This is a genomic window from Duganella sp. CF458 (genome assembly GCF_900113115.1).
Classification (GTDB): domain Bacteria; phylum Pseudomonadota; class Gammaproteobacteria; order Burkholderiales; family Burkholderiaceae_D; genus Rugamonas.
In genome coordinates, this window is record NZ_FOOF01000007.1 from 12,220 (window position 1) to 38,651 (window position 26,432).

A 26,432-nucleotide genomic window follows, 5' to 3' on the forward strand; every position below is an offset into this window, starting at 1 on the left:
TATGAAAAACTGCGGGTCTGTACCCGATTAATTAAAACTCTTCCCACTCGTCGCTGCCGGCAGTGGCCGCGACAACTTTCCTAGGCGCTGGTGCAGCGGCCGGCTTGGCAGCGGCCGCGCGTTTTGCCGGCGCCTTCGGTACGATGGCAACAGCGGTCTGGGTGACTGCCGGCTTGGCGGCGGTCAACGCATATTCGGTTTCAGCGTCCAGCTTGAAGATCGACACCACGCGCGACAACTCGCCGGCCTGGTCTTGCAGCGACTGCGCAGCGGCGGCAGCTTCTTCAACCAGCGCAGCATTCTGCTGGGTCATGGCATCCATCTCGATGATGGACTGGTTCACCTGCTCGATGCCGGCGCTCTGTTCCTGCGAGGCGCTGGCGATTTCGCTCATGATGTCGGTCACGCGGCGGACGGAGGCCACCACTTCGTCCATGGTCACGCCAGCCTGGCCCACCAGTTTCGAGCCGCGCTCCACCTTCTCGACGGAGTCGCCGATCAGGGACTTGATCTCTTTCGCGGCGCCGGCGGAACGCTGGGCAAGGTTACGCACTTCCGATGCCACCACCGCGAAGCCGCGGCCCTGCTCACCGGCACGCGCCGCTTCAACCGCAGCGTTCAGCGCCAGGATGTTGGTCTGGAAGGCGATGCCGTCGATCACGCCGATGATGTCGACGATCTTGTTGGCGGAAGCATTGATCGAGCTCATGGTCTCGACCACTTGCGATACAACCTGGCCGCCTTTCAACGCCACGTCGGATGCCGACGCCGCCAGCTGGTTGGCTTCGCGGGCATTGTCGGCGTTCTGCTTCACGGTGGAGGTCAGTTCTTCCATCGCGGAAGCGGTTTTCTCCAAGTTCGAAGCCTGCATTTCGGTACGCGACGACAGGTCGATATTGCCGGCAGCGATTTCGCGGGATGCGGTGCCGATGGTCTCGGTGCCCTGGCGCACCTGGCCGACGATGTCCACCAGGCTGTCGCGCATTTCCTTGATTTCGACCAGCAGCGAATCCTTGTCGGTGGACGAGGTGTCGATGCTTACCGACAGGTCGCCGTTGGCGATGGCGCCAGCAATCGATGCGGTGTAGTCAGGCTCGCCGCCCAGTTGCTTCAGCAGGCCGCGGGTGATCACCCAGGCTGCGAAGATCGACACCACCACGGCGGCCAGGCCGGCCACGATCATGAACAGGCGTGCGGAGGAGAAGCCTTCAGCGGCTTCCACTTTCATTTCTTCGTTGATCTTGTCTTCCAGCGAAGCCAGTTGGCCCAGCGCTTCGGTCCACTTCTTCTGCGCCGGCTTGATTTCTTTCAGGTAGATCTTGGTCGCGGCCAGGGCATCGTTGGCCAGCCACAGTTCGGATGCCTTCTTCACGGCCGGCAGCACCAGGGCTTCCTGCGCCTTCACTTGCGACAGCAGTGACTTTTCTTCCGGGGTGGCATCCTTGGCGTACACGGCGCTCAGCTTGGCGTCGGCATCCTGGTAGTCCTTCAGTTCCTTGTTGATGCGCGCCAGTTCCGGCTCCATGTCGGAAGGCTCGGACATCAGGGTCAGGATCTTCAGGTCGCTGACGTTTTCAACGTTGTTGCGCATGTCGACCACCAGGCGGGTAGCGACTGCATTCACACTCACTACATGATCCAGGCGGTCCTGAATCTGAGCCATGCGCCAGATGCCGACGATGGTGATAATGACGAGAAACGCCAGTACCAGGAAAAAACCGAGGCCGAGGCGGGCCCCTACTTTCATTTTACTCAAATTCATTTCGGCTCTTAATTATAGAAGTGTTGTTAACTGCCCAAAGGATGCCATAGTGAAACATTTACCGCATCCACTGACCCTTGCTGCTACGCAAGTAGCGACAGTAGCAAACTATGACTGCGAATGCAAAGACCGCTCTCGCCGTGGGATGAAACCTGTCGTATTTCATCCCAATAGAACCACTCGGAACCGCAAATTGCAGTGTGAATCAGGGAAATTATAGACCTGGGGTTTCCACACGGCAAGCAAATTTTGCCTAAAGTGTGGGCAATTGAACTTTCTTCGGGGAAAGAGCTCAGCAGCAGCGCGGATCGGAAGTGAATGCGCAGGACAACTTGTGTTTACTTGGTTCGGCTGTAAGCCTCAAGCAAAATGCGGGGATCGCCGGCGGCCAGCTGCTTGGCATCGGACAGGGTTTGGCGGAACTGGCGAGCGCCCTTCAAGCCCTGCGCCAGGCCCAGCATATGGCGGGTGATGGTGTTGATTTTCAAGCCCTTGCCGCCGTCTTTCGCCAGCTGCTCTTCGATATAAGGCACCATGGCCTCCAGCACCTGCTCACGGCTGCGCGGCTCTGCGGTCGCGCCATAGTAGCGCTGGTCGAAGGCAGCCATCATGTAAGGGTTGTGGTAGGCCTCGCGGCCCAGCATGACGCCGTCCACGTGCTGCAGGTGGGTATCGATTTCTTCCAGGGTCTTGATGCCGCCGTTGATCAGGATCTCGAATTCAGGAAAATCCTTTTTCAGCTGGTAGGCGTACTCGTACTTCAGCGGCGGGATTTCACGGTTCTCCTTCGGCGACAGGCCCTTCAGGATAGCGTTACGGGCATGCACCACAAAGGTCGTGCAGCCGGCTTCCGCCACGGTGCCGACGAAATCGCGTACGAAGTCGTAGCTTTCCTCATGGTCGATGCCGATACGGTGCTTGACGGTGACTTCGATAGCGACCGCATCCTTCATCGACTTGACGCAATCGCGCACCAGTTCCGGCTCGGTCATCAGGCAGGCACCGAAAGCCCCCTTCTGCACGCGCGGCGACGGACAACCGCAATTGAGGTTGATCTCATCGTAGCCCCACTTCTCGCCCAGTTTGGCGGCAATGGCAAGATCCTTCGGATCGGAGCCGCCAAGCTGCAGCGCCACCGGATGCTCCTCCTCATTGAAGCGCAGGTGGCGCTCCACATCGCCATACACCAGCGCACCGGTCGTCACCATCTCCGTGTACAGCCAGGTGTACTGCGAGATCAGGCGATGGAAATGGCGGCAATGGCGGTCGGTCCAATCCATCATCGGCGCCACGGACAGGCGGCGGGAAGGCTTGGGGGCGATCGAGGTGGTCATAATGCAAAGGTCAACAAAAAGAGCCGCATATTATATCGAAAGTCGGGGTCAGCTCTGGCAACCGGACATTTTGCTTCGCAAAATGTCCGGTTGCCAGAGCTGACCCCGACTTTCAAGCGAAGAGTTCTTCGACGCGGGACAGGCGGCGGGCTGCTTCGCCTGACAGGGCGCCGGAGGCGGTCATGATTTGGCGGATACCGTCCAGCGCGCGCTTGCGGTCGACGTCGGCCAGCAGCTTTGGCAACGCCGACATGGCGCGCTCTTCATCCAGTTGCAAGATCATGTTCTGCTCCTGCACTACCTCCTTGAAGCGCGCCAGCGATATGCGTTCCTTGGCCGGCAGCAGCGCGCGCAGTTCGCGCAGGACGCCAAACGCGCGCTCGTCGGCAACGCGCACTTCCGGGCTGCGGGCGATGTACAGGATCGAGCGCACCACCGCCTCGCGCTCGCCGCCACTGGCCAGCCGCTTGGCCGCTTCCGTGCGGCGCGCTGCCACCACCGATTCGCGTGCAATGTCGCGCCCGATGCGGCGGCGGATATTGGCCGAATCGGCACGCAAGCCCACCAGCGTCTGCAGCAATGGATGGCCATAGGCGGACAGGAAGAACTGCTCCACGGCCTGGTCGCGCATCACCTGGTATTGGTCCAGCACCGCCACGATCTGCTCGGAGGCCGCCTCCTGCATCTTCAGAAAGATGTTATCCGTCGCCACGGGCTTGCGCTGCTCCCTCACCTGCCCGGCCAGGGCACTGATCCCGCTCAGGAAAGGATTCATGTCGGAGAACAGCTCATAGCGCATGCGGTAGGGATGCATGCGCCGCATCCACTCTGCCGACTGCTCGTTGGTCGCGGCCTGAATCATCGGGCTGACAAACGTGCGATACAGGCCCTGGTTGATTTCGGACAGCCGCGCCACCGCGGCGAAGCGGCGCTCGTCTTCATCGTCGTTGCCGCCCAGCGCGCGCAATTCGTTCAGGTCGCGCCGTTCGAAGCGCACCACGTAGTTGCCGTCCGCCAGTTCGGGGCTGTGCACGCCCTCGCCTGTCTTATCGATGAACACCGCTTCATACAAGCCGGGCGGCAGCACGTCGATCAAGTCCATCGAACGGGTGAATTCATCGTGTTCCTTGTTGGCGACCGATGCCGATACGAAGATCCCCAGGTGTCCGATCGACTCGTGCAGCGTGTACACCACCGTCTGGCCGCCCGCCACCAGTGCCGCATCGTCCTCATACAAATCCAGCAGCCAGCCCAGGGCCTGCTGCGGCGGCGTGATGTCGTCGCCCCAGGAGCAGAACACCACGATCGGCGAGCGGATATTGCGCAAGTCGATGCGGCGTCCGGCCGTGTCGTGGATGGTGCCGTTGCTCAGTCGATTGCCGACAAACAGGTTGTCGGTGATGAACTGGATTTCCTCCGCGTTCAGCAACACCGGGTTGCCCCACCAGCGTTCGAATTCGAGGAAGCGCTTTTCCTCGGTGTCGACGTTGGCATATACATGGTAGCCCTTCTTCCAATAGGTATTGGCGGGATTCATGTTCTCGAAGTTGCTGACCAGGTGGGCGCCGTCGAATTTGCCGTTGCCAAGATCGCCCGCCAGCGACGTCATCCAGGTGCCGCCGGTCAGGCCGCCCAGGTAGCGCAAGGGGTTCTTGCCGCGCACGCCGGCCCAATACGACAACGGCGCGCCAGCCAGCACCAGTGGGCCGGCCAGCTCTGGATGCAGCGCCGCCGTCATCATGATCTGCCAGCCTGCCTGGCAATTGCCGATCAGGGCCGGCTTGCCTTCGGCCTGCGGGTGCAGGTAGGCTACCTGCTCGATGAACTGGGCTTCCGCATGGCAGACGTCTTCAATGGTCTGTCCCGGCACCGGCGCGGGCAGGAAGCCGATGAAGTAGCACGGATTGCCGGCCTTCAGGACCACGCCGATTTCGCTGTCTTGCTTCATGCCGCCGATCCCCGGACCATGCCCGGCACGCGGATCGACCACGATAAAGGGCCGCTTGGTCTCGTCGATCTCCACACCTTGCGGCGGGATGATGCGCATCAGGGAATAATTTACCGGCCGCGGAAGCGTGCGGCCATCGATAACCGTCTCGAATTCGAAATTGAGCACGTGGGGCGCGGTCTCGCGCTCGCGCGCATTGCGCTCGGTGCCGCGGCGATACAGCACGTCCATGAACAGGATCGAGCGCTGCCAGGCGTCGGTCCAATATTCCACGGCCTGGGCGGCCAGGTTGCTAGGTTCGGCCATGCGGGTTCTCCTCGTCGATATCCTGCTTGGGACATACAGGTTACCACGCCCATGTGGCCGGCGTGCTTCACTCCTGGGGCGTCAATTCCACATGGCGTAATTCGTATGGCGTGCCTTCAAGCTGGAAGCCGATGCGCCCTTCGCGGGGCGCCGCACCGCTCACGCGATTCTGCGCCACACCGTTCATCGTGACCTCGATGACGCCATCGCGCGAGACGATATCGGCGCTATTCCACTCGCCTGCCGGCCGCTCGGAGCTGGCGGCAACGCGCGCCCTCACCGGTGGCTTGTCGCCGGTCAGCGGCTCGGCAAACTTCGCACCTGCCATCGGCAGCAAGTCGCCCGCGTTGCCGGACTTGGTCTGCACTTGCAAGCTCACAGGCCAGACGCGGTCCATCGGTCCGTCGCTGATGTGCAGCAGCACGCCTGCATTGCCCGCCTTCCCCGGCCAGCGCCACTCCACGTGCAGGCGGTAATTGCCATAGCTTGCCGTGGTCGCGAAATATCCCGAAGGCGCGCCGCTCACCGCGATCACACCATCCGCACGCACGCCGATGACGCTGGCAATGCCCGCAGCAGGGTCGCTGCGCAGCTCCCAGCCGCGCAAGTCGCTGAACATGTCGCCCGCCACTGCGCCGCCGGCCGCCGCCAACCACGCCGTGGCAAGGAGGAATCGCTTGATCATTTGGTCTCCGGATAAAAAAAACCCGCCTCACGGCGGGTTCTTCATGCATTACGCGTTTTCTTTGCTGGCACGCTTACGCTCGTGCTCTTTCAGGTGACGCTTGCGCAGGCGGATCGATTTCGGGGTGATTTCCACCAGTTCGTCGTCGTCGATGAATTCCACTGCGTATTCCAGCGACATCTGGATCGGCGGCACCAGGCGCACTGCTTCGTCGGTACCCGACGAACGCACGTTGGTCAGCTGCTTGCCCTTGATCGGGTTAACCACCAGGTCGTTGTCGCGCGAGTGGATACCGATGATCATGCCTTCGTACACAGGGTCGTTGTGGACCACGAACATGCGGCCGCGATCCTGCAGTTTCCAGATGGCGTAGGCCACGGCAGCACCGTCGTCCTGCGAGATCAGCACGCCGTTGCGACGGCCGCCCAGTTCACCCTTGGTGGTGTCGACTGGAGCGTACGCATCGAACACGTGCGACATCAGGCCGGTACCACGGGTCAGGGTCATGAATTCGCCCTGGAAGCCGATCAGGCCACGCGCTGGAATGCGGTATTCCAGGCGCACGCGGCCCTTGCCGTCCGATTCCATATTCTGCAGGTCGCCGCGACGGCGGCCCAGTTCTTCCATCACGCCGCCCTGGTTGGCTTCTTCCACGTCGACGCTCAGTTGCTCGTACGGCTCATGGCGCACGCCATCAACCATCTTGAACACCACGCGTGGACGGGACACGGCCAGTTCGAAGCCTTCACGGCGCATGTTTTCGATCAGGATGGTCAGGTGCAGCTCGCCACGGCCCGATACTTCGAAGACGGTATCGTCGTCGGTCGGCGCCACGCGCAGCGCAACGTTGGCTTTCAGTTCCTTGTCCAGGCGATCGCGCAGCTGGCGCGAGGTCACGAACTTGCCTTCGCGGCCAGCCAGCGGCGAGTTGTTGACCATGAAGTTCATGGTCAGGGTAGGCTCGTCGACGGTCAGCATCGGCAGCGCGTCCGGGGTGTCCGGTGCGCACACGGTGGAACCGATGCCGATTTCGTCGATACCGTTGATCAGGATAATGTCGCCGGCAACCGCTTCGTCCACCAGCACGCGCTCCAGGCCCTTGAAGTTCAGCACCTGGTTGATACGGCCCTTGATCGGGGTCGAATCAGGGCCGTTCAGGACCACCACGTCCTGGCCGGTCTTCACGCGGCCACGGGAAACGCGGCCGATACCGATCTTGCCGACGTAGGACGAGTAGTCCAGCGAGGTGATTTGCATCTGCAGCGGGCCGTCCGGGTTGTCGTCACGCACCGGCACGTATTTCAGGATGGCTTCGAACAGCGGCTTCATGTCGCCGCCGCGCACGGATTCGTCCAGGCCGGCGTAGCCGTTCAGGCCCGAGGCGTACACGATCGGGAAGTCCAACTGTTCATCGGTCGCACCCAGCTTGTCGAACAGCTCGAAAGTCTGGTTGATCGCCCAGTCAGCGCGCGCGCCAGGACGGTCGATCTTGTTCACCACCACGATCGGCTTCAGGCCCAGGGCCAGTGCCTTACGGGTTACGAAGCGGGTCTGCGGCATCGGGCCTTCTTGCGCATCGATCAGCAGCAGCACGGAGTCGACCATCGACAGTACGCGCTCCACTTCGCCGCCGAAGTCGGCGTGGCCTGGGGTGTCGACGATGTTGATGTGGGTGCCTTCGTACTCAACGGCGCAGTTCTTCGACAGAATGGTAATGCCGCGTTCTTTCTCCAGGTCGTTGGAGTCCATGACGCGGGTATCAACCTGCTGGTTTTCGCGGAAGGTACCGGACTGCTTCAGCAGCTGGTCCACCAGGGTGGTCTTGCCATGGTCAACGTGGGCGATGATGGCGATGTTGCGAATTGCGCGTTTAGTATTAGACATGATTTGTGTATGGACAGGAATTCTGCAAGTGCGGGAGCACTGAACCCACTAGTATAGCATGCTGCGTCGCAACCTAGAAGCTCCCCATCTTTGGTTTCCGTAAGGTATTATTAGAAAATAAGCAATCAAGCTTATTTGAGCCCTACGAACAGCCTGGAGAGCATTACATGAAATTGCGTTTGACGAACATCGTTTTGGCGACCGCCGCCCTGTCCCTGCTGGTGGCTGGCGCCGCCGCTGCCGCGCCGGTCGGCGTGCAGATCCTGAGCGCCACGGTCAAGGACAAGAAGATCGACGGCGCCACCGTCACGCTGCAAAAGAACGGCGAGCAATCGGTCAGCGCCAACACCGACGCCCAGGGCCAGGTCAAGCTGGCGCCAACTTTCGCCGACGACGCTTCGACGCTGATGATCGTCAAGAAGCCGGGTTACTCCAACCTGGTCGTCAAATGCCCTTGCAACGGCTCGACCTACGCCATCAGCCCGGTGATGAATAACCTGGACGGCATGCGCATCGTGCTGAACTGGGGCGCCAAACCGGCCGACCTGGATTCCCACGTTGTCTACCCTGGCAACCACGTCTACTTCATGCAGATGCGCGGCGCCGATGCCAAGCTGGATGTCGACGATACCAACGGTTTCGGCCCTGAAACCATCACCATCGACCGCAAGCACGTCGGCGAGCGTTACGTCTATGCGGTGCACGACTTCACCGACGGCTCCAACCCGAGCACCCGCAACCTGGCCAACAGCGGCGCCAAGGTCTTCGTGTACGTCGGCCAGACCCTGATCCGCACCTACTACGTGCCGACCACCGGCACCGGCAACCTGTGGACCGTATTCGCCGTGACCGAAGATGGCGAATTCCAGGACTTCAACACCCTGAAAGGCGTGACCAGCCACGACCGCCTGCAAACCTCCGAGTTCGCCGGTGTCGGCCGTGCAGCCGACCTGCAAGCCGTGAACTACAGCGCGAGCAACCAGGACAGCGCCAAGCGCCTGAACAGCCAGGGCGAAGCGGCCTACCACGCCGGCAACCTGGACGAAGCGATCCGCCTGTACCAGGAAGCGATTGAGTTGAACGGCAACTACGGCCAGGCATACAGCAACCTGGGCCTGGCGTTCCAGAAGGCCAACCGCACCGCGGAAGCGATGTGGGCCAACCGCAAGGCCATCGCTCTGGCCAGCGGTTCGACCGCCGCCACCGTGCGCGCCAGCTCGCACTACAACAACGGCAAGATCTACGAAGCGGCATCGCAATGGGATGACGCCCTGCGCGAATACCGCGCGGCGCAGGCCGAGAAGAGCAACCCGACCTACGACAAGGCCATCGCGCGCATGCAGCAGAACGGGGCTAAATAATGCGCCGGCCAGCGCTGCCCCTGCTGTGCATGGCCGCCGCGCTGGCTGCGGTCGCCCTGCCCGGCTCCGCCGTTGGACCGGCGTCGGTGGCCAAGGCCGACCGCCGCCTGTGGACGGAGACCCTGAACAGCCGCAACGGCTTCGACAAGGCCTCGCGCGCATCGATCCTGACCTATGCTTCGGCACTGCAGGAAATGCACAAGATGGCTGATGCCGACATGATGGCGGCGTTCAAGATCAAGAGCCTGAACCGCGCCTCGGTCGACAAGTGGCTGAAGTCGGAAATGGCGCTGTCGCTGGTGAACTACCAGCGCGCGGCGCGCGACTGCGCCGGCGGTGACTGGACTTGCGTGGCGCCGGCCGACAGTGTCGACGCCCTGCTGCGCCAGGCCGATAGCTGGCAGAAGTCGGTACCGGCCGGCCAGCAAGCCTGGCACGCCAACCTGTCCGCCTTCACCCGCGCCTACCTCGCCGAGCAGTTGCGCTTGGCCGCGCTGTTCCCCAGGATCAGCAGCGAGATTGATCGCTTCGGCCCGCACGAATGGAATGGCGACACGCTGGAAGACCGCCAATTCCTGCTGACCTTTGACGACGGCCCGTCGCCTGGTGCGAACACCGACGATACCTTGGCCATGCTGGCAAACACCAAGAAGACCGGTGTGTTCTTCGTGCTGGGCGAAAACTTGCAGAACCGCGTCAACAAGGCCGGTGCTGCTAAGGTGGCTGCTTCGTACAAGAACCAGTGCATGGCTTCGCACGGCTGGCAGCACCAATCGCACGCCAAGTGGGAGCAATGGCAGGATTCGATCACCCGCACCCACGGGTTGTTGAATGCGACCTTCGCCAAAGGCGAGGTGCTGCCCTACTTCCGCCCGCCATACGGCCAGCGGCCCGCGGACAGCGCAGCGTTCTTCCAGCAGCAAGGCCTGCAGGTCGCGCTGTGGAACCTGGATTCGCAAGACTGGAGCAGCCAGGTCAGCGCCGACGACGTCAGCAACCGCATGATCGCGCTGATGCTGATCAAGCGGCACGGCGTGCTGCTGTTCCACGATGTGCACAGCAAAGCCAAGTCCGCCCTCCCCGTCATCTTCAGCGAGCTGGGCAACGCGGTAAGCTGGCGCGACTGCCAACAACCGCTCGCAAAATAAAAGTCGGGGTCAGCTCTGGCAATCCGCCATTAAGCGCACATGCGTGCGCTTAATGGCGGATTGCCAGAGCTGACCCCGACTTTTTAAGCGGTAGCGACTAGGCGCTCGGGGGCGAGGATGGCGTATTCGCCGAAGATGCCGGTGCCGAGCAGGCGACCGTCCTCAGCGTAGATGCGCACGCGGCCTTCGTATGGCGTCGGGACCGCGATGCTTGGCTCTTTGCCGAGCGGCAGGCGCTGGCCGTGCAGGAAGCGTTTTGCCAGCTCGGCGTTCAGCGTGATGCGCGGGAAGGACGACAATAGCGCGTCCACTGGCGCCAGCAGCTCGCGGGGAGCGGCGTGGACAGCGAGATCTTCCAGCGTGATCATCTTGTCGGTGGTCAGGGCGCCAACTTGCGTGCGGCGCAGGGCGTTCAGGTGCGCGCCGCAGCCCAAAGCCGCGCCGATGTCTTCGCCCAGCACGCGGATGTAGGTGCCTTTGCTGCAGGTGACTTCGATCTTCAGGAACGGCGCTTCCCACGCAACGAGTTCCAGCTTGTGGATCACCACGTCGCGCGCTTCGCGCTCCAGCGTGATGCCTTCGCGGGCGTACTCGTAAAGCGGCTTGCCGTCGCGCTTCAGCGCCGAGTACATCGGCGGCACCTGCTTGATCGGGCCGCGGAAGCGGGCCATCGCGGCTTCGATCTCGGCTTGCTTGCAGCTGACGTCGCGCGTTTCCAACACCTGGCCTTCGGTGTCGCCAGTGTCGGTGCGCACGCCCAGGTGCACGGTGGCCAGGTAGGTCTTGTCGGCTTCCAGCAGGTCTTGCGAGAACTTGGTCGCTTCGCCGAAGCACAGCGGCAGCAGGCCGGTCGCAAACGGATCGAGCGTGCCGGTGTGGCCGGCTTTTTTCGCGTTCATGAAGCGCTTGGCCTTGATCAGGGCATCGTTGCTGGACAGGCCTACCGGCTTATCGAGCAGCAGCACGCCGTCCACGGCATCGCGCACGCGCTTTACACGTGCTTCAGTCATTCTTCTTCGTTGTTCTCGTCGAAATCGGCGGCGCGGGTGGCGTTGGCCTTGTCGATCAGGGCGGACATGGCCATGCCGCGCGAGGCGGACATGTCGTGCAGGAAGTGCAGCTGCGGCAGCGTGTGGATGTGCAGGCGCTTGCCCAGCTGGTTGCGCAGGTAGCCGGCGGCGGCGGCCAGGCCGGCCAGGGTGTTCTTGATCGACTCCGGGTCGTCTTTCAGGGTGGTGAAGAACACTTTCGCGTGCGCGTAGTCCGGGGTCAGCTGCACTTCGGACAGCGTGATCATGCCGACGCGCGGGTCCTTCACTTCGAAGGCGATCAGCTCGGACAGGTCTTTCTGGATTTGATCCGCCACGCGCAGGCCGCGCTGGGGGATCGATTTGCTGTGTTTAGCCATGATATTAAATTTCCTGCGGTGCCAGCCCCGCAGGAAGCGGAGACCGGGCGCCGGCACGCTCCGCCTGCCGGCTTTTAATAATAACAAAGGCGGGTGCCCTGCCCCGCTCTCGCGAGGCGGGAAGCACCCGCCGTGTATCGCGCCGTCCTGTTGTTACAGGGTACGGGCGATCTCCTGCACTTCGAACACTTCGAGCACGTCGCCTACGACGATGTCGTTGTAGCCCTTCAGGTTCAGACCGCATTCCAGGCCGGCGCGAACTTCCTTCGCATCGTCCTTGAAGCGCTTGAGCGAGTCGATCTCGCCGGTCCACACCACGATGTTGTTGCGCAGCAGGCGTACCGAAGACGAGCGCTTGACCACGCCATCGGTAACCAGGCAGCCCGCGATCGCGCCGACCTTGGAGACCAGGATGACCTGGCGAATCTCGACCTGGCCGGTGACGTGCTCGCGCTTCTCCGGTGCCAGCATGCCCGACAGTGCCGCTTTGACCTCTTCGATCGCATCGTAAATGATGTTGTAGTAGCGGATGTCGACGCCGTTGGTTTCGGCCAGCTTGCGCGCCTGTGCGTCGGCACGGGCGTTGAAGCCGATGATGACTGCCTTGGAAGCGGTCGCCAGGTTGACGTCCGATTCCGTGATGCCGCCCACCGCTGCGTGCACGATCTGCACCCGCACTTCGGAGGTCGACAGCTTCTGCAGCGAGCCAACCAGCGCTTCCTGCGAACCTTGCACGTCGGTCTTGACGATCAGCGGCAGGTTCTTCACTTCGCCTTCGGCCATCTGGTCGAACATGTTTTCCAGCTTGGCCGCTTGCTGCTTGGCCAGCTTCACGTCGCGGAACTTACCTTGGCGGAACAGGCCGATCTCACGGGCTTTACGCTCGTCAGCCATGACCATTGCCTCTTCACCGGCGGCCGGCACTTCGGTCAGGCCCTGGATCTCCACCGGGATCGAAGGACCTGCTTCAGCGATCGACTTGCCGTTCTCGTCCAGCATCGCACGGACGCGGCCGAAGGACGAACCCGCCAGCACCACGTCGCCGCGGCGCAGGGTACCCGATTGCACCAGGATGGTGGCCACAGGACCACGGCCCTTGTCCAGGCGGGCTTCCACCACCAGGCCGCGCGCAGGCGCTTCGACCGGGGCTTTCAGTTCCAGCACTTCGGCTTGCAGCAGCACTTGCTCCAGCAGGTCGTCGATGCCCTGGCCGGTTTTCGCGGAGACCGGTACGAATGGCGAATCGCCACCATATTCTTCCGGCACCACTTGCTCGGCCACCAGTTCCTGGGTCACGCGGTCGACGTTGCCACCCGGTTTGTCGATCTTGTTGATCGCGACAACCAGCGGCACGCCCGCCGCCTTGGCGTGGGCGATTGCTTCCTTGGTCTGCGGCATCACGCCGTCGTCGGCTGCCACCACCAGGATGACGATGTCGGTTGCTTTCGCACCGCGGGCACGCATTGCCGTAAAGGCTTCGTGGCCCGGGGTATCCAGGAAGGTGATGATGCCGCGCGGGGTTTCCACGTGGTAGGCACCAATGTGCTGGGTAATGCCGCCTGCTTCGCCCGACGCGACCTTGGCGCGGCGGATGTAGTCCAGCAGGGAGGTCTTACCGTGGTCGACGTGGCCCATCACGGTCACCACAGGTGCACGCGGGGTTGCTTCGTACTCGGCGTGTTCGCCCTGGTCGGCCAGCAGCGCTTCCGGATCGTCGACAGCGGCAGCGAAGGCTTTGTGGCCCATCTCTTCCACCACGATCATCGCGGTTTCCTGGTCCAGCACCTGGTTGATGGTGCACATCTGGCCCAGCTTCATCAGCTGCTTGATCACCTCGGATGCCTTGACTGCCATCTTGTGCGCCAGTTCGGCCACGGTGATGGTTTCCGGCACGTGCACTTCATGCACGATCGCTTCGGTCGGTTGCTGGAAGTTGGTTTCACGGTCGTCATGGTGGCCACCGCGGCGACCACCCTTGCCGCCCGCACGCCAGCCGTCACGGCCGCCTGCACCGCCACCGGTGTTGCCACCGCGGCCTTTGCCGGCACCGCCGCCCGGGGCGCCACGGCGCTTTTCATCCTGCCAGGTCGAAGCCACATTGGCCGACTTGATGGATTTCTTGTCGCCGGGTTTCTTGTCGTCCTTCTTCTCGCCGCCTGGAGCAGCTGCGGTCGTCGCAGGCTTCTTGTCGGCTGGCTTGTGCAGGGTGCCTTCGGCAACTTTCGGCTTGGCGGCGGCGGCTGGAGCCGGCTCGGGAGCCTTCATCACGCGACGCGGCTGGCTCATCATCAACTTGATCTGGGCCACTTCGTCTGCAACAGCTTTACGGGCACGTTCGGTCGCTTCGGCGCGCTCGGCGGCTTCCTTGGCGGCGACTTCGTGCTTGCGCTTGGACTCTTCGGCATCAGCCAGGCGCTTCTTCTCTTCTTCTTCGGCGGCGGCTTTCTGCGCCACGCCGGCTGCAGCGGCGGCGGCAGCCTTCTCGGCGGCGGCCTTGTCGGCGGCAGCTTTCTTGGCTTGGTCTTCCGCTACGCGCTTGGCTTCCTCTTCGGCGGCTTTGGCTTGCGCAGCCTTTTCCTCGTCGAGCTTGGCCAAGCGTTCCTGCTTTTCTTTCAGCTCCGCTTCCTGGCGAGCGATCAGCTCGGCCTGGCGGCGTGCTTCTTCTTCACGGCGCGCCTGTTCGGCGGCGTCGATCACCGGTGCGGCCGGCTTGGCGGTCGCGGTGGTGGTCAGGTCGTCGCGCTGCACGAAGGTGCGCTTCTTGCGCACTTCGACCTGGATGGTGCGGGCCTTGCCGGAGGCGTCGGCCTGCTTGATCTCCGTGGTCTCTTTACGAGTCAGGGTGATCTTTTTCTTTTCGCCCGGCTCTGCCCCTGCGCCGTGGGTACGGCGCAGGTGTTCCAGCAGCTTGTCCTTATCATCTTTTGACAATGGATCTGACGCCGAACTCTTCTCGACGCCAGCAGAACGCAGCTGCGACAGCAGCAAATCTGCAGGCATCTTCAGTTCGGTGGCAAATTGGGCTACGTTGTTACTCGCCATTCAGTCCTCTTTTCTATGTGTCTCGATGATAATTAAAGCTGTTTCCACTACTTAGGCCTTGGCGGCTTCGGACGATGCCCATGCCTTGGCTTGCAGGGCCTTGGCGCGTTCATCGTACTTACCGTCGACCAGCTTCATTTCATCGTCGGTCACATTCTCAAACTCATTCGAAATCAATTCACGTGCGCGGTCCGACGACAGGGCCAGGATGGCGCCGAACTCGTCGTAGGCCAGACCGGCAAACGCTGCCAGGGTCTTGATGCCTGCGAGGCCCAGCTTGCCCGCGGTAACGCGGTCCATGCCTTCCAGTCCAACCAGCTGTTCTTCCATGCCTTCCAGGCCCTCTTCCGAAGCGATCGCCTCGGTGACCAGGGCGTCGCGGGCACGGGTACGCAGCTCGTTGACGGTGTCTTCGTCGAACGCTTCGATGTCCAGCATCTCGGAGATCGGCACGTAAGCGATTTCTTCCAGGCTGCTGAAGCCTTCTTCCACCAGGATGTCGGCCACTTCCTGGTCCACATCCAGTTTTTCCATGAACAGTGCGCGCACGGCGGCGGTCTCGGTGGCCAGCTTGTCGGCCGACTCTTCCGCGGTCATGATGTTGATCTTCCAGCCGGTCAGCTCGGACGCCAGGCGCACGTTCTGGCCGGAGCGGCCGATCGCGATTGCCAGGTTTTCTTCGTCAACCACCACGTCCATCGCGTGCTTGTCTTCGTCAACCATGATCGAGGACACATTGGCTGGTGCCAGCGCGCCGATCACGAATTGCGCAGGATCTTCCGACCACAGCACGATGTCCACGCGCTCGCCGCCCAGTTCGCCGGTCACGGCCTGCACGCGCGAACCGCGCATGCCGACGCAGGTACCGATCGGGTCGATGCGCTTGTCGTTGGTGTGCACAGCAATCTTGGCGCGCACGCCTGCATCGCGTGCAGCGGATTTGATCTCCAGCATGCCTTGTTCGATTTCCGGCACTTCCAGTTCGAACAGCTTCATGATGAATTCCGGCGCGGTGCGCGACAGGATCACTTGCGGGCCGCGCATATTGCGGTCAACGCGCAGGATGTAAGCACGCACGCGGTCGCCGATACGCAGATTCTCTTTCGGGATCATCTGGTCGCGTGGCAGGCGGGCTTCGATCTTGCCGGATTCGACGATCGCATCGCCGCGTTCCATACGCTTGATGGTGCCGGTGACCAGCGCGTCGCCGCGCTCCAGGAAGTCTTGCAGGATCTGTTCGCGTTCAGCATCGCGCACGCGCTGCAGGACCACTTGCTTGGTGTCCTGGGCGAAGCGGCGGCCGAATTCCACGGATTCGATCGGCTCTTCGATGTATTCATCGACTTCGATATCAGGGATCTGTTCTTTCGCTTCGAACAGCAGCACTTCCTGGTCAGGCAGCTGCAGGCCGGCTTCGTCAGGCACCACGTGCCAACGGCGGAAGGACTCGAACTCGCCGCTTTCACGGTCGATCGAAACGCGAATATCCACTTCGCCTTCATAGCGCTTCTTCGTGGCTTGCGCCAGTGCGAACTCGAGCGCGCCGAACACGACTTCCTTGTCGACGTTCTTTTCGCGCGCCAGCGCATCAACCAATAACAATACTTCGCGACTCATGCTTTGCGGCTCCCAAAATTCACCTGCGGCACCAAGCGTGCCTTGTCAATGTCCGCGAGCGTGAAATTCAGCACCGCAGGACCTTCTTTACCTTCAAATTCAATACCCAGTTGATCGCCTTCAGGCTCCGTTAGGATGCCCTGATAGGACTTGCGATTCGCCGTGCCTGGAATGGCCATGCGCAGCTTGACGATGGCTTCGCTGCCGGCAAAACGGACGAAGTCGGCGAACTTGCGCAACGGACGGTCCAGGCCAGGCGACGAAATCTCGAGACGTTCGTAGGGAACGTTCTCGACCGTCAGCAGGTGCGACAGTTGGTGGCTCACCGTGGCGCAGTCTTCTACCGTGATCGGACCTTTTTCTTCCGCTTCTTCTGCCGTGAAGTCGATATAAACACGCAGCAGTCCGCGTTCGGCCCGTTCGAAATCGACCAGGTCGTAGCCGAGGCCAGCGACGGTTTTTTCAATCAATTCAGGCAGTTGCAAAGAAAATCTCCAGATACTTAAAACGGTTCAACCAAAAAAAAATGGGCAACTGCCCATCTTTCGTTACTGCAGCCAGATGAAAGCACTCTCAGCAAAAATATCTGCGAAGAACTTTAACTAGGCTGCTCATTATAGCGCGATATTGATATCGCCGCAATGCCGCATACCACATCGGGAGCGGGTGTAACAATAGCAAGGTGCTTAAAATCCAACACCCAAACCAGCACCGATACGCGGCACCCGCAGGCCAGTGCCTGACCCTGCGGGTCAGGCCACCGGTTTACCGGTTTCAGCCCTTGCGGCGGCGCGGCATGCCATGATCGGACGCCCCGCCGCGCGGCTGATGGCCGCCGCGGCGCTGCTGCCCCTGGCCGTGACCATGGCCTTGGCCGGCAAAACCAAAAGTAGTCATCAGCGGATCGGGCTGGCGTGGGCCACCCTTGCCCTGGCCCTGACCCTGGCCTTTACCCTGGCCAGCGCCTTTACCCTTGCCCTTGGCGCCGGCACCACCGCCGGCACCACCGGCACCACGGCCGTAGCCGCCCGGCTGCTGGTCGCCAAAGCCGGAACCGCCATGGCGCGGGGCGCCAAAGAAGCCGCCCTGGCCCTGGCCACGGCCGCCGCGCGGCGCCTGCGGGAATGGATCGGCATTCTTATTGCTCACATCCATGCGGTTGCCGTTCGGCTCACGATCACGCTCGCGCTTGCCTTGTCCCTGGCCGCCCTGCGGCTTGGCACCTTCGCCGGCGCCGGCGCCGGCTTCTTTCTTGAAGCCCACCGCCGACAGCAGGTCGCGCACGGTGTTTTCTTCCATCTCTTCCCAGCGGCCGCGCTTCAGGTTGCTCGGCAGGGTCAGCGCGCCGTAACGGGTGCGGATCAGGCGCGACACGGTCAGGCCGATGGCCTCGAACATCCGGCGCACCTCGCGGTTGCGGCCCTCGCCGATCACCACGCGGTACCACTTGTTGACGCCTTCGCCGCCGCCGTCGGCGATCTTGGTGAACTGCGCCATGCCGTCTTCCAGCTCAACGCCGGCCAGCAGCTTTTGGCGCATGCCCTCTTCCAGTTCGCCCAGGGTACGCACGGCGTATTCGCGGTCGATGTTGTAGCGCGGGTGCATCAGCCGGTTGGCCAGGTCACCGGAGGTGGTAAACAGCAGCAGGCCCTCGGTATTGAAGTCGAGGCGGCCGACGGCCAGCCATTTGCCGGTTTTCATGGTCGGCAGGCGGTCGAATACCGATGGACGGCCATCCGGATCGTCGTGCGACACGATTTCGCCGGCCGGCTTGTGGTACACCAGCACACGCGGCGGCTTTTTGGAAACCTTGCGCTGCACCAGCTTGCCGTTGATGCGCACCGCATCGGTCGGCAGGATGCGCTGGCCGATGTGGGCCGGCTCGCCATTCACCGACACGCGACCGGCGATGATCAATTCTTCCATGTCGCGGCGCGAGCCCATGCCCGCCTCCGCCAGCACCTTGTGCAGCTTCGGCGCATCGTCTTCCGCCGTCAGGTCGCGGCGCGCCTTGACCGGCTTGCCGGAACCGCCTTCGTCGCGGTCGAACGCGTCCGAGGTGACGAAGGAGAACACCGCATCGGCTTCGGACGATTTGTCCTTGGCCTTCATCTTGTTGCCAAAAGCGCCGTGCACGCGCGGCTTCTGGCCCTGTCCACCCTGGGCCTTGCCCTGGCCCGCCTCACCGGCTGGCGCGCCCTGGCCTTCGCCATGCGCCGGCTTGCCATGCTTACCCTTTTTGCCTTTGTGCTTGGCATGCTTGTCGTGGCGCTTTTCAGCCGGGACCGCAGCCGGCCATGGACTGCCGCCTTCCGCGCCCTCGGCGCCTGCGGGCGCTGCCGCCGCTGGCTCACCAACCGATTCGGTTGCGACGGCGGCGGCCACCGCAGCCTTTTCAGCCTGGCGCTGCGCGCGCTGTTCACGCATCTGGCGCGGGCCGCGCGGCGCACGGCCGCGATCCCTGCCCTCACCCTCAGCGTCCGGCACGGCGTCCGCCGACGCGGAGGCGGCCGGTGCCGGAGCCGCTGCCACGGCCGGCGCAGCTTCCGCCGCCACAACCTTCTTGGCGCGCGGCTTCTTCACCGGCGCCGCCTCGGCGCTGAGCGCTGGCAGCTCGCCGGCTGCGGCTTCGGCTACGACAGCAGCTTTGCTACGACGCTTCGGCTTTGGCGTTTCGCCGGCCGCCAGGGCGGCTGCGTTATCGGCCTCCATCTGCGCCTTGGTGCGGCGTTTTGGCTTGGCGGGTGCGGTGTCGGCGGCTGCCGGGGTACCAGTCTCTGGGGTGTTATCAGGCTTGTTCATTATTCGTTTCTGCTAAGGGCTCGACGTTATCGGGCGCCGGGTCGTCTATTACCGACGGCGCCTCGTCCGGCGTCGCCTCTTTCTCTTCTGCTGCTGCTTGTGCTTCCTGCGCCGCTTTCTCGAAGTTCTCCGTGAGGCGAGCCTCCAGCACTTCCAGCGGATTTTCATTCTGCGTATCGCTGATCTGCTGCAACGGCGGCAGTTGCGACAGCGATTCCAGCCCCAGGTCGTCCAGGAACTGCTTGGTGGTGCCCAGCAAGGCCGGACGGCCCAATACATCGCGATAGCCGACAGTGTCGACCCAGCCGCGGTCTTCCAGCATCTTGATCGTCTGCGAGTTCACCGCGACGCCGCGGATTTCCTCGATATCGCCGCGGGTGACCGGTTGGCGGTAAGCGATGATGGCCAGCGTTTCCAGGGTGGCGCGCGAATACTTCTGCGGTTTTTCCGGATTCAGGCGCTCCAGGTACATCTTCATTTCCGGCCGGCTCTGGAAGCGCCAGCCGCTCGACAGGCTGACCACCTCAATGCCGCGCCCTTGCCATTCCTGGCGCAATTCTTCCAACAACTCCTTGATCGTATCAGCGCCAACGCCGACACCGAGCGGGTTGCCCTGGTCGTCGGTTTCGACGTACAGCTTTTTCAGGCTGTGGATCGATAAGGGATCACGGGCGCATAGCAGCGCAGCTTCGAGGACTTTCTTAGCCTCTGCATTATCCATACACTACAAGTTGGTTGTGTAACTTAGTAAGAAGGCGCCGGACCGCTACGCGCCGGGGCGAGAGTCTCAGGTGGAGAGCGTTTTCAGGGCGAAAACAAGGCGGGCGACGGGCGCCGCTTCATCCAACTTGGGCAATTGTACCTGATAAAACCGGAGAGAAGTGTAAAAGCCTGATTTCGCCTAGCCGGCGAGACGCTCGGCCAGAATTGCAGAAACACCAACAAAGGCCGGGTACTCGGCGGTAATCACATAGGTAGGGATGGCGGCCAGGTATTGCTTGAAGCGGCCTTTTGCCTCAAAACGGGCGCGGAAGCCGGAACGATCGAAGCGCGGGCCCAGGCGCGGCACGATGCCGCCGCCAATATAAATACCACCGGTCGCGCCCAGGGTGACGCCGAGATTGCCGGCAATGGTGCCCAGCATGGTGCAGAAGTACTCGATCGCATCGTCGCACAGCGGGCATTCACCGGCCAGCGCGCGGCGCGCAATCTCCGGCGCCGACAGCACCGGCTCTTCATGGCCGCGCTGCGCCACCAGCGCGCGGTAAATCAGTTCAATGCCGACGCCGGACAGCAAGCGCTCCGCCGACACATGCGGGAATTCGGTCCAGGCATACTGCAGGATCGCCACCTCTTCCGGATTCATGGGCGGGAAGCTGACGTGCCCGCCTTCACTCAGCAGCGCAGTCCAGCCAGAAGCCGAAGGGATCAGGCCCGACACGCCCAGCCCGGTGCCGGCGCCGATCAAGCCCAGCGGCGCACCGGCTTGCGGCGTGCCGCCACCGACCTGGCGCTTCTGGTCGTCCGCCAGCAGCGGCAGCGAACGCGCCAACGCGGTGAAATCATTGGCCACCACCAGCACCTCGAAGCCGACTTCCAGGCGCAGCGCCTCGATCGAAAACTCCCAATGGTGGTTGGTCATCTTGACGAAATCGCCATTGACCGGATTGGCGATCGCAATCGCACCATGGCGCACGCCCAGGCCGGCGGCCGCCACCACGTCGGGTAAGGCCAGGTAAGCCTTCAGTGCATCGCCCAGCGTGGCATACGCAGCGCCGGACAGCACATGGATATTCTCGATCCTGCCGGGCGCCAGTTCCAGCGCAAACCGGGCATTGGTACCGCCGACATCAGCCAGCAGGCGCGGGCTTGGAAAGATGGCAGGCGTTGCGGAGTTGGTCTGAACAGTCATGGGCGCAAGCAGTTAAGTTGAGCCTTAATGCTAAGGGATATGTTAGCCAGGACGCAAGGGTTTCTTTGTAGTTTGAGTACAAGAACCGTGAGTATTAGGTCAGCATGCTACATCGCGGGATTTTTTGACGGTAGTATAACTACTCAACCTTGCGTAAAAAAAGTCGGGGTCAGCTCTGGCAACCGGACATTTTGCATAGCAAAATGTCCGGTTGCCAGAGCTGACCCCGACTTTAATCAATGACGGGAGTCGGCGGGGGTGAGGCTGTCGGGGGTCTGCTCGGCGATGACGGCGGATTCGCTCTCGCTGCGGAAAGCGGTATTCCAGGCGTCCAGCCCGCCATGCAAGGGCTTGGCGCGCTTGTAGCCATGCGAATGGAGTTGTTTGGCCACCTTGGCGGCGGTCACATCGTTCGGGCAGCTGCAGTAGACGATGATGTGGCGATCCTTCGGCAAGGCCTTGATCACGGCCAACGGATCGCTGGCGCCCACCAGCAGTGCCCCCGGCACTGGCGGGTCCAGCAATTGCGCGGTGGCGCTGCGGGCGTCGACCATCACCGGGTCGTGGCCGGAATCGAGCAACTCCTTCAATTCGTCGATGCTGATGCGCTCGGTCTGCATCGCTTTCTGGAAGCGCCGGCGTTCGATGAACTTGGCCAGCACAAACAGGCCGAGCAGGATGGCCAGCACGCTCAGTGCGGTCGAGCCCATGGTCGACAGCACATCCAGTACTTTATCGACATCGGCATGGAAATAGGCGCCGATCAGCAAGCCGGTGGCGCTCCACAGCAAGCCGCCCAGCAAGCTGAACCCGAGGAACGTCGGCACGCCCGTCCCGAGCGCACCGGCCATCGGCGGCGCAATGGTATTGAAACCCGGGATGAATTTGGCCACCACCATCGACTTCGGGCCCCATTTGCGGAAATTGTCTTCGGTCTGGCTGACGCAGTAATCGGGCGACAGCGAGATCTTGCACAGCAGCTTGAGGATGCGCTTGCCGAAACGGCGGCCGGCCCGGAACCAGAAGAAGTCGCTGAGCAGGCAAGCCAGCATGGCCACGCCCAGCACCACCGGGAACGACGCGCTATTGCTGTTATCGATGGCCAGCGCGCCGGCCACGATCAGCACTGGATAGGCAGGAATTGGCAACCCCATCTGTTCGACCAGCACCACGGCAAAGACGATCAGGACACCATACTGCTGCAACAAGGTAATTAGGTTAGCCATAGTTCGTCTATGGTAGCGCAAAACCAGGGCTAAGGCAGGGCTCCTTCCACATACTGCACCGAGAGCTGCTGCTGCAGCATCCGGAACAGCTTGTCCTGTTCTACCGGCTTGTGCAGGAAATCGTCGGCCCCCGCCGCCTGGGCCCGCTGCCGCTCGCCACCGAAGGCCGATGCCGTCAGCAGCACCACGCGCGGCTGCGGCAGGCTGTGGTCGGCGCGCAGGCGGCGCGTCGCCTCCAGGCCGTCCAGCAGCGGCATGCGCCAATCCATCAAGACCAGCTCCGGCTGCGACTTGGCGATGGCGTCCAGCGCCTCGACGCCGTCCGCCGCCTCCTGCACGTCGAAGCCGGCCGGCACCAGCATGCTGCGCAACAGGTGGCGGCCTTCGACGCCGTCATCCACCACCAGGATGCGCCGGCCCTGGTGTATCGGCGCCAACTGCGGCAGGCGCGCCAGGGCTTGGTGCGCATCGGCTTCTGCCGCCTCGATGGTGAAGCGAAATACCGTCCCTTGCGCCGGCTGCGGCTCGGGCTCGACCTCCAGTTCGCCGCCCATGATGCGCACATACTGGCGCGAAATCGCCAAGCCCAGGCCAGGTTCCTCGGGCACGCCGCCCCGTCCCGCCCGCACGGCAAATGCCAGTCCATGCCGGCCGCCCGGCAGGGCCGTGGGACAAAGGGACAGCGTCACCGTGCCTTCGCCCGCGAACTTAAGCGCATTGGCCACCAGGTTCAGCAGCACGTGGCGCACCTTGGCGCCATCCATCATCAAGGCGCGCGGCAAGGCCCCGCATTCGAGCTTCAGCGCGACCCCGGCCTGGGCGGCACGCTCGGCCACCATATCGCATACATCGCGCAGCAACTGCGCTACGTCGACCGCTTCACGGTGCAAGCTGACGCCGCCGGCTTCGATACGGGACAGTTCGAGGATATCGTTGATCAACGCCAGCAGATGCTGGCCGGAGCGATGGATGATCGCCGTATTGCGTTTTTCTTCGGCCGACATGGTGCTCGAATGCGCCATCAGGCGCGAAAAACCGATCACGGAGTTCAGCGGCGTGCGCAGTTCATGGCTCATGGTGGACAGGAACACGCTCTTGGCACGGCTGGCCGCCTGCGCTTCCGTCACCGCGTCCGACAGGGCTGCCGTGCGCTCGCTCACCAGCTCCTCCAGGTGGCTGCGGTGGCGCCGCAATTCCTGCTCGCTTTCGGTGGCCTCGGTCACGTCGATGCTGACGCCAACCATGCGCACCACCTTGCCTTGCCCGTCGCGGAACGAGCGCGCCATGGAACGCAGGTGGCGTAGCGTGCCGTCAGGACGGCGGATGCGGAACACCAGGGAAAAATCGCGCTCTCCGTTCAAGGCGGCCGCTACTTCGGCCCGTGCGCGCTCGCGGTCTTCCGGTATCACGCGCTCCAGCCATGCCTTGTAATTGCCGCCGCCCAGCCGTGTGCCCAGGCCATACTGGCGCATGATCTCGTCATCCTGCATCAATTCGTCGTAGATCACGTCCCAGTCCCAGATGCCGATGCAGGCAGCGCGGGTGGCGATGCTCAGGCGCTCTTCGCTTTCGCGCATGGAGCGGTAACGGCTGTCGAGCAGGGCCCACATCTTGTGAATGGACTCTTTCAGGGTGCGCAACTCGCCGTAGAACCAGGCATGTTGCGGCGTATCGCCCATGACGTACTGGCCGACCGCCTTCAACGGCCGCAGGATCATGAACCAGAGCAGGCCATACAGGCTGGTGACCAATACCGCCGCCAGCACCAGGATCGCCACCAGGTTGGAGCGCCGCTGGTCCTGCAAGGCCTGGCGCATATAGGCAGTCGTTGCGAAGACCTTGATGGTGCCGATGGTGGCGCCATCGACAATGACCGGGCGCTGCGCCACCAGCATGTCCGGCGTGGTCGCCAACGGCAGGCTGGTTTCCAGTTTGTCGCCGGCGCCGCGCTGCACCACCTGTTCGCGCTTGCTGCCCGTGCCGTACAACACAATGGCATGCAGGTCGCGCTGGTTCATGCTGGCGCGCATGATGGATAAGACCTGCTTGTCGTCGAAGTTCCAGGCCGGCAGGGCCACGCCCAGCGCAAGCTGGTCGGCACTGATATTCAGGACGCGCTGCAGCTCCTGCCAGCGCTTGCTGCTCTCGGTGGTGTAGGAATAGGCGGCGAATACCAGCAGCACGGCGCTGACGATGGTGGTCAACGACACGCTTACCAGTAATGCGATGGAGGCAACTTTGTTCGAACGCAAAGACCTGCTCCGGTCGGGGCGCCACGGTTTGCAGCACGGATGTCCAGTGTGCCAGCTTTGCAGGGGGCGATCAAGCCGCCCCGGGGATGGCCGCCAGCAGCGAACGCGTATAAGGATGCCGGGGGTTGCGATACAGTTCATCGGAATCGGCCATTTCCACCACTTCCCCCTGATGCATCACCATCACCTGGTCCGAGATGTACTTCACCACCGACAGGTCGTGCGAGATGAAGATATAGGACAGGCCGAACTCGTCCTGCAGGTCCTGCAGCAGGTTCAGCACCTGCGCCTGCACCGACACGTCCAGCGCCGACACCGATTCGTCGCACACCAGGATTTCCGGCCTCATGGTCAGGCAGCGCGCGATCGCGATGCGCTGCCGCTGGCCGCCGGAGAATTCGTGCGGATAGCGGTGGTAGGCCTGCTGCGGCAGTCCGACCCGCTCCAGCAGCGCCAGCGCCAGTTGCGTGCGCTCGGCGTCGCTGGCGCCGATGGCATGCAGCCGCATCGGCTCCAGCAGGATCTGGCCCACCGTGAAGCGCGGGTTCAGCGAGGCATACGGATTCTGGAAAATGATCTGGATGCGCCGCTTGAACGGCTGGAATTCCTTCGCGCTCAGGGCCAGCAGGTCGCGCCCTTGGTACAGGGCGCTGCCGCCGCTGGCCTGGTGCAGGCGCAGCAAGGTCAGGCCGACGGTGGACTTGCCGCTACCCGATTCGCCCACCACGCCCAGCGTCTTGCCGCGCGCCAGCTTGAACGACACGCCTTTGACAGCCTGGAATTCGCGCTTGCCGAACAGGCCTTCGCGCAGCCAGAAGCTCTTTTTCAAGCCCTGCACGTCGAGCACGATGTCGTCATCGGGCGCGCTGCCCCGCGCGCGCTGCGGCTGCTGCCCGGCGGCGCCCAAGCGCCCTTCCATGTAGTCGTCGATGACCGGCAGCCGGGCCGGGCGCGCATCGAGCGATGGCCGGCAATGCAGCAATGCGCTGGTGTACAGGTCTTGCGGTTGCGCGAACACCGTGCGCGCGTCGCCCGTTTCACGCACTTCGCCATGGCGCATCACGATGACTTCATCGGCGATCTCCGCCACCAGGCCCAGGTCGTGGGTGATGAACAGCACCGACATCCTGTGCTTCTTCTGCAGGCCGGCGATCAGCTCCATGATCTGCTTCTGGATCGTCACATCCAGCGCGGTGGTCGGTTCGTCGGCGATCAGCAGCTTGGGCTTGCAGGCAATGGCCATGGCAATCATCACACGCTGTTGCTGCCCGCCCGACATCTGGCTCGGGTAGGCATCGATCCTGGATGCCGGGTCGGGGATGCCGACCTCCTCCAGCAATTCCAAGGTGCGGGTACGGGCGCTGCGCTGGTCCATGCCCATGTGCAGCCGCAGCACCTCGCTGATCTGGGCGCCGACGGTGAACACGGGGTTCAGCGAGGACATCGGCTCCTGGAAGATCATCGCGATCTCCCTGCCGCACATGGCCCGCCGTTCGGCGGCCGACTGGCGCAACACTTCGCGGCCTTCGAACAGCACGCTGCTCTGTCCGTCGATCAAGGTCGTCTGCGGCGGCAGCAAGCCCATGACGGCCAGTGAACTGACCGACTTGCCGCTGCCCGATTCCCCCACCAGGGCCACCGTGCGGTTGTGCGGGACGTCGAAGGAAATGCCTTTCACCGCTTCGACGCTATTCTTCTTGTCGATGCGGAAGCGGATGCGCAAGTTACGGACTTGTAGCAGCATG

Annotated in this window: 18 protein-coding genes; 2 read left to right on the forward strand and 16 right to left on the reverse strand. The window is 62.8% G+C overall.

The features are described 5' to 3' along the window. Positions 1-31 precede the first annotated feature (31 nt). From BM269_RS12085 to typA, 5 genes are all read right to left on the reverse strand, one after another. Positions 32-1,762, reverse strand: a complete 1,731-nt coding sequence (locus BM269_RS12085) for a methyl-accepting chemotaxis protein (protein ID WP_211482686.1) — start codon at positions 1,760-1,762, stop codon at positions 32-34. A gap of 338 nt (positions 1,763-2,100) precedes the next feature. Further along, positions 2,101-3,096, reverse strand: a complete 996-nt coding sequence (gene dusA / locus BM269_RS12090; protein ID WP_090437276.1) for a tRNA dihydrouridine(20/20a) synthase DusA — start codon at positions 3,094-3,096, stop codon at positions 2,101-2,103. A gap of 112 nt (positions 3,097-3,208) precedes the next feature. After that, positions 3,209-5,350: a DUF3141 domain-containing protein gene (locus tag BM269_RS12095; protein WP_090437277.1), complete on the reverse strand. Its 2,142-nt coding sequence runs from the start codon at positions 5,348-5,350 to the stop codon at positions 3,209-3,211. Between the two features lie 67 nt (positions 5,351-5,417). Next, on the reverse strand, positions 5,418-6,035 hold the full coding sequence (locus tag BM269_RS12100) for a 3-keto-disaccharide hydrolase (RefSeq protein ID WP_090437278.1): 618 nt from the start codon (positions 6,033-6,035) through the stop codon (positions 5,418-5,420). 48 nt (positions 6,036-6,083) lie between these two features. After that, positions 6,084-7,919 carry a translational GTPase TypA gene (gene typA / locus BM269_RS12105; RefSeq protein WP_090437279.1) on the reverse strand — a complete coding sequence of 612 codons (1,836 nt, stop codon included), beginning with the start codon at positions 7,917-7,919 and terminating at the stop codon, positions 6,084-6,086. Between the two features lie 167 nt (positions 7,920-8,086). Between typA and BM269_RS12110 the strand changes: the two genes are divergently transcribed. After that, positions 8,087-9,280: a tetratricopeptide repeat protein gene (locus BM269_RS12110; protein WP_090437280.1), complete on the forward strand. Its 1,194-nt coding sequence runs from the start codon at positions 8,087-8,089 to the stop codon at positions 9,278-9,280. Continuing rightward, positions 9,280-10,428, forward strand: coding sequence for a polysaccharide deacetylase family protein (locus BM269_RS12115; protein ID WP_090437281.1), 1,149 nt, complete (start codon positions 9,280-9,282; stop codon positions 10,426-10,428). Before BM269_RS12110 ends, BM269_RS12115 begins: the two co-directional genes overlap by 1 nt. A gap of 83 nt (positions 10,429-10,511) precedes the next feature. On the opposite strand, the gene truB is transcribed toward BM269_RS12115, so the two are convergent. The 11 genes from truB to BM269_RS12170 form a co-directional block, all read right to left on the reverse strand. Then, positions 10,512-11,438 carry a tRNA pseudouridine(55) synthase TruB gene (gene truB, locus BM269_RS12120; protein ID WP_090437282.1) on the reverse strand — a complete coding sequence of 309 codons (927 nt, stop codon included), beginning with the start codon at positions 11,436-11,438 and terminating at the stop codon, positions 10,512-10,514. Next, positions 11,435-11,836: a 30S ribosome-binding factor RbfA gene (gene rbfA, locus BM269_RS12125; protein WP_090437283.1), complete on the reverse strand. Its 402-nt coding sequence runs from the start codon at positions 11,834-11,836 to the stop codon at positions 11,435-11,437. Before rbfA ends, truB begins: the two co-directional genes overlap by 4 nt. Before the next feature lie 153 nt (positions 11,837-11,989). After that, the gene (gene infB, locus BM269_RS12130; RefSeq protein ID WP_090437284.1) at positions 11,990-14,878 is read right to left on the reverse strand and encodes a translation initiation factor IF-2; all 2,889 of its coding nucleotides are present in this window, start codon (positions 14,876-14,878) and stop codon (positions 11,990-11,992) included. A gap of 51 nt (positions 14,879-14,929) precedes the next feature. Further along, positions 14,930-16,495 (reverse strand): transcription termination factor NusA, encoded by a 1,566-nt coding sequence (gene nusA / locus BM269_RS12135; RefSeq protein WP_090437285.1) that lies wholly within the window; start codon positions 16,493-16,495, stop codon positions 14,930-14,932. Then, entirely contained in the window at positions 16,492-16,980 is a 489-nt protein-coding gene (gene rimP / locus BM269_RS12140; RefSeq protein WP_090437286.1) for a ribosome maturation factor RimP, read from the reverse strand. Before rimP ends, nusA begins: the two co-directional genes overlap by 4 nt. A 289-nt stretch (positions 16,981-17,269) precedes the next feature. Continuing rightward, a complete protein-coding gene (gene rluB, locus BM269_RS12145) occupies positions 17,270-19,297 on the reverse strand; it encodes a 23S rRNA pseudouridine(2605) synthase RluB (RefSeq protein ID WP_090437287.1) in 2,028 nt (675 codons plus the stop codon). Then, a complete protein-coding gene (gene scpB / locus BM269_RS12150) occupies positions 19,284-20,018 on the reverse strand; it encodes an SMC-Scp complex subunit ScpB (protein WP_090437288.1) in 735 nt (244 codons plus the stop codon). Before scpB ends, rluB begins: the two co-directional genes overlap by 14 nt. 180 nt (positions 20,019-20,198) lie before the next feature. After that, complete coding sequence (locus BM269_RS12155; RefSeq protein WP_090437289.1) at positions 20,199-21,209, reverse strand: glucokinase; 1,011 nt, start codon at positions 21,207-21,209, stop codon at positions 20,199-20,201. A gap of 236 nt (positions 21,210-21,445) precedes the next feature. Beyond that, complete coding sequence (locus tag BM269_RS12160; protein ID WP_090437290.1) at positions 21,446-22,435, reverse strand: VTT domain-containing protein; 990 nt, start codon at positions 22,433-22,435, stop codon at positions 21,446-21,448. 29 nt (positions 22,436-22,464) lie between these two features. Next, complete coding sequence (locus BM269_RS12165; RefSeq protein ID WP_170860358.1) at positions 22,465-24,687, reverse strand: response regulator; 2,223 nt, start codon at positions 24,685-24,687, stop codon at positions 22,465-22,467. A 70-nt stretch (positions 24,688-24,757) separates the two neighbouring features. Beyond that, a complete protein-coding gene (locus BM269_RS12170; protein ID WP_090437292.1) occupies positions 24,758-26,431 on the reverse strand; it encodes an ABC transporter ATP-binding protein in 1,674 nt (557 codons plus the stop codon). Position 26,432 lies beyond the last annotated feature (1 nt).

Coding starts and splice junctions, on each gene's coding strand:
- BM269_RS12085 (WP_211482686.1), bottom strand. CDS start 1,762: ATGAATTTGAGTAAAATGAAAGTAGGGGCCCGCCTCGGCCTCGGTTTT.
- dusA (WP_090437276.1), bottom strand. CDS start 3,096: ATGACCACCTCGATCGCCCCCAAGCCTTCCCGCCGCCTGTCCGTGGCG.
- BM269_RS12095 (WP_090437277.1), bottom strand. CDS start 5,350: ATGGCCGAACCTAGCAACCTGGCCGCCCAGGCCGTGGAATATTGGACC.
- BM269_RS12100 (WP_090437278.1), bottom strand. CDS start 6,035: ATGATCAAGCGATTCCTCCTTGCCACGGCGTGGTTGGCGGCGGCCGGC.
- typA (WP_090437279.1), bottom strand. CDS start 7,919: ATGTCTAATACTAAACGCGCAATTCGCAACATCGCCATCATCGCCCAC.
- BM269_RS12110 (WP_090437280.1), top strand. CDS start 8,087: ATGAAATTGCGTTTGACGAACATCGTTTTGGCGACCGCCGCCCTGTCC.
- BM269_RS12115 (WP_090437281.1), top strand. CDS start 9,280: ATGCGCCGGCCAGCGCTGCCCCTGCTGTGCATGGCCGCCGCGCTGGCT.
- truB (WP_090437282.1), bottom strand. CDS start 11,438: ATGACTGAAGCACGTGTAAAGCGCGTGCGCGATGCCGTGGACGGCGTG.
- rbfA (WP_090437283.1), bottom strand. CDS start 11,836: ATGGCTAAACACAGCAAATCGATCCCCCAGCGCGGCCTGCGCGTGGCG.
- infB (WP_090437284.1), bottom strand. CDS start 14,878: ATGGCGAGTAACAACGTAGCCCAATTTGCCACCGAACTGAAGATGCCT.
- nusA (WP_090437285.1), bottom strand. CDS start 16,495: ATGAGTCGCGAAGTATTGTTATTGGTTGATGCGCTGGCGCGCGAAAAG.
- rluB (WP_090437287.1), bottom strand. CDS start 19,297: ATGAACAAGCCTGATAACACCCCAGAGACTGGTACCCCGGCAGCCGCC.
- scpB (WP_090437288.1), bottom strand. CDS start 20,018: ATGGATAATGCAGAGGCTAAGAAAGTCCTCGAAGCTGCGCTGCTATGC.
- BM269_RS12155 (WP_090437289.1), bottom strand. CDS start 21,209: ATGACTGTTCAGACCAACTCCGCAACGCCTGCCATCTTTCCAAGCCCG.
- BM269_RS12160 (WP_090437290.1), bottom strand. CDS start 22,435: ATGGCTAACCTAATTACCTTGTTGCAGCAGTATGGTGTCCTGATCGTC.
- BM269_RS12170 (WP_090437292.1), bottom strand. CDS start 26,431: ATGCTGCTACAAGTCCGTAACTTGCGCATCCGCTTCCGCATCGACAAG.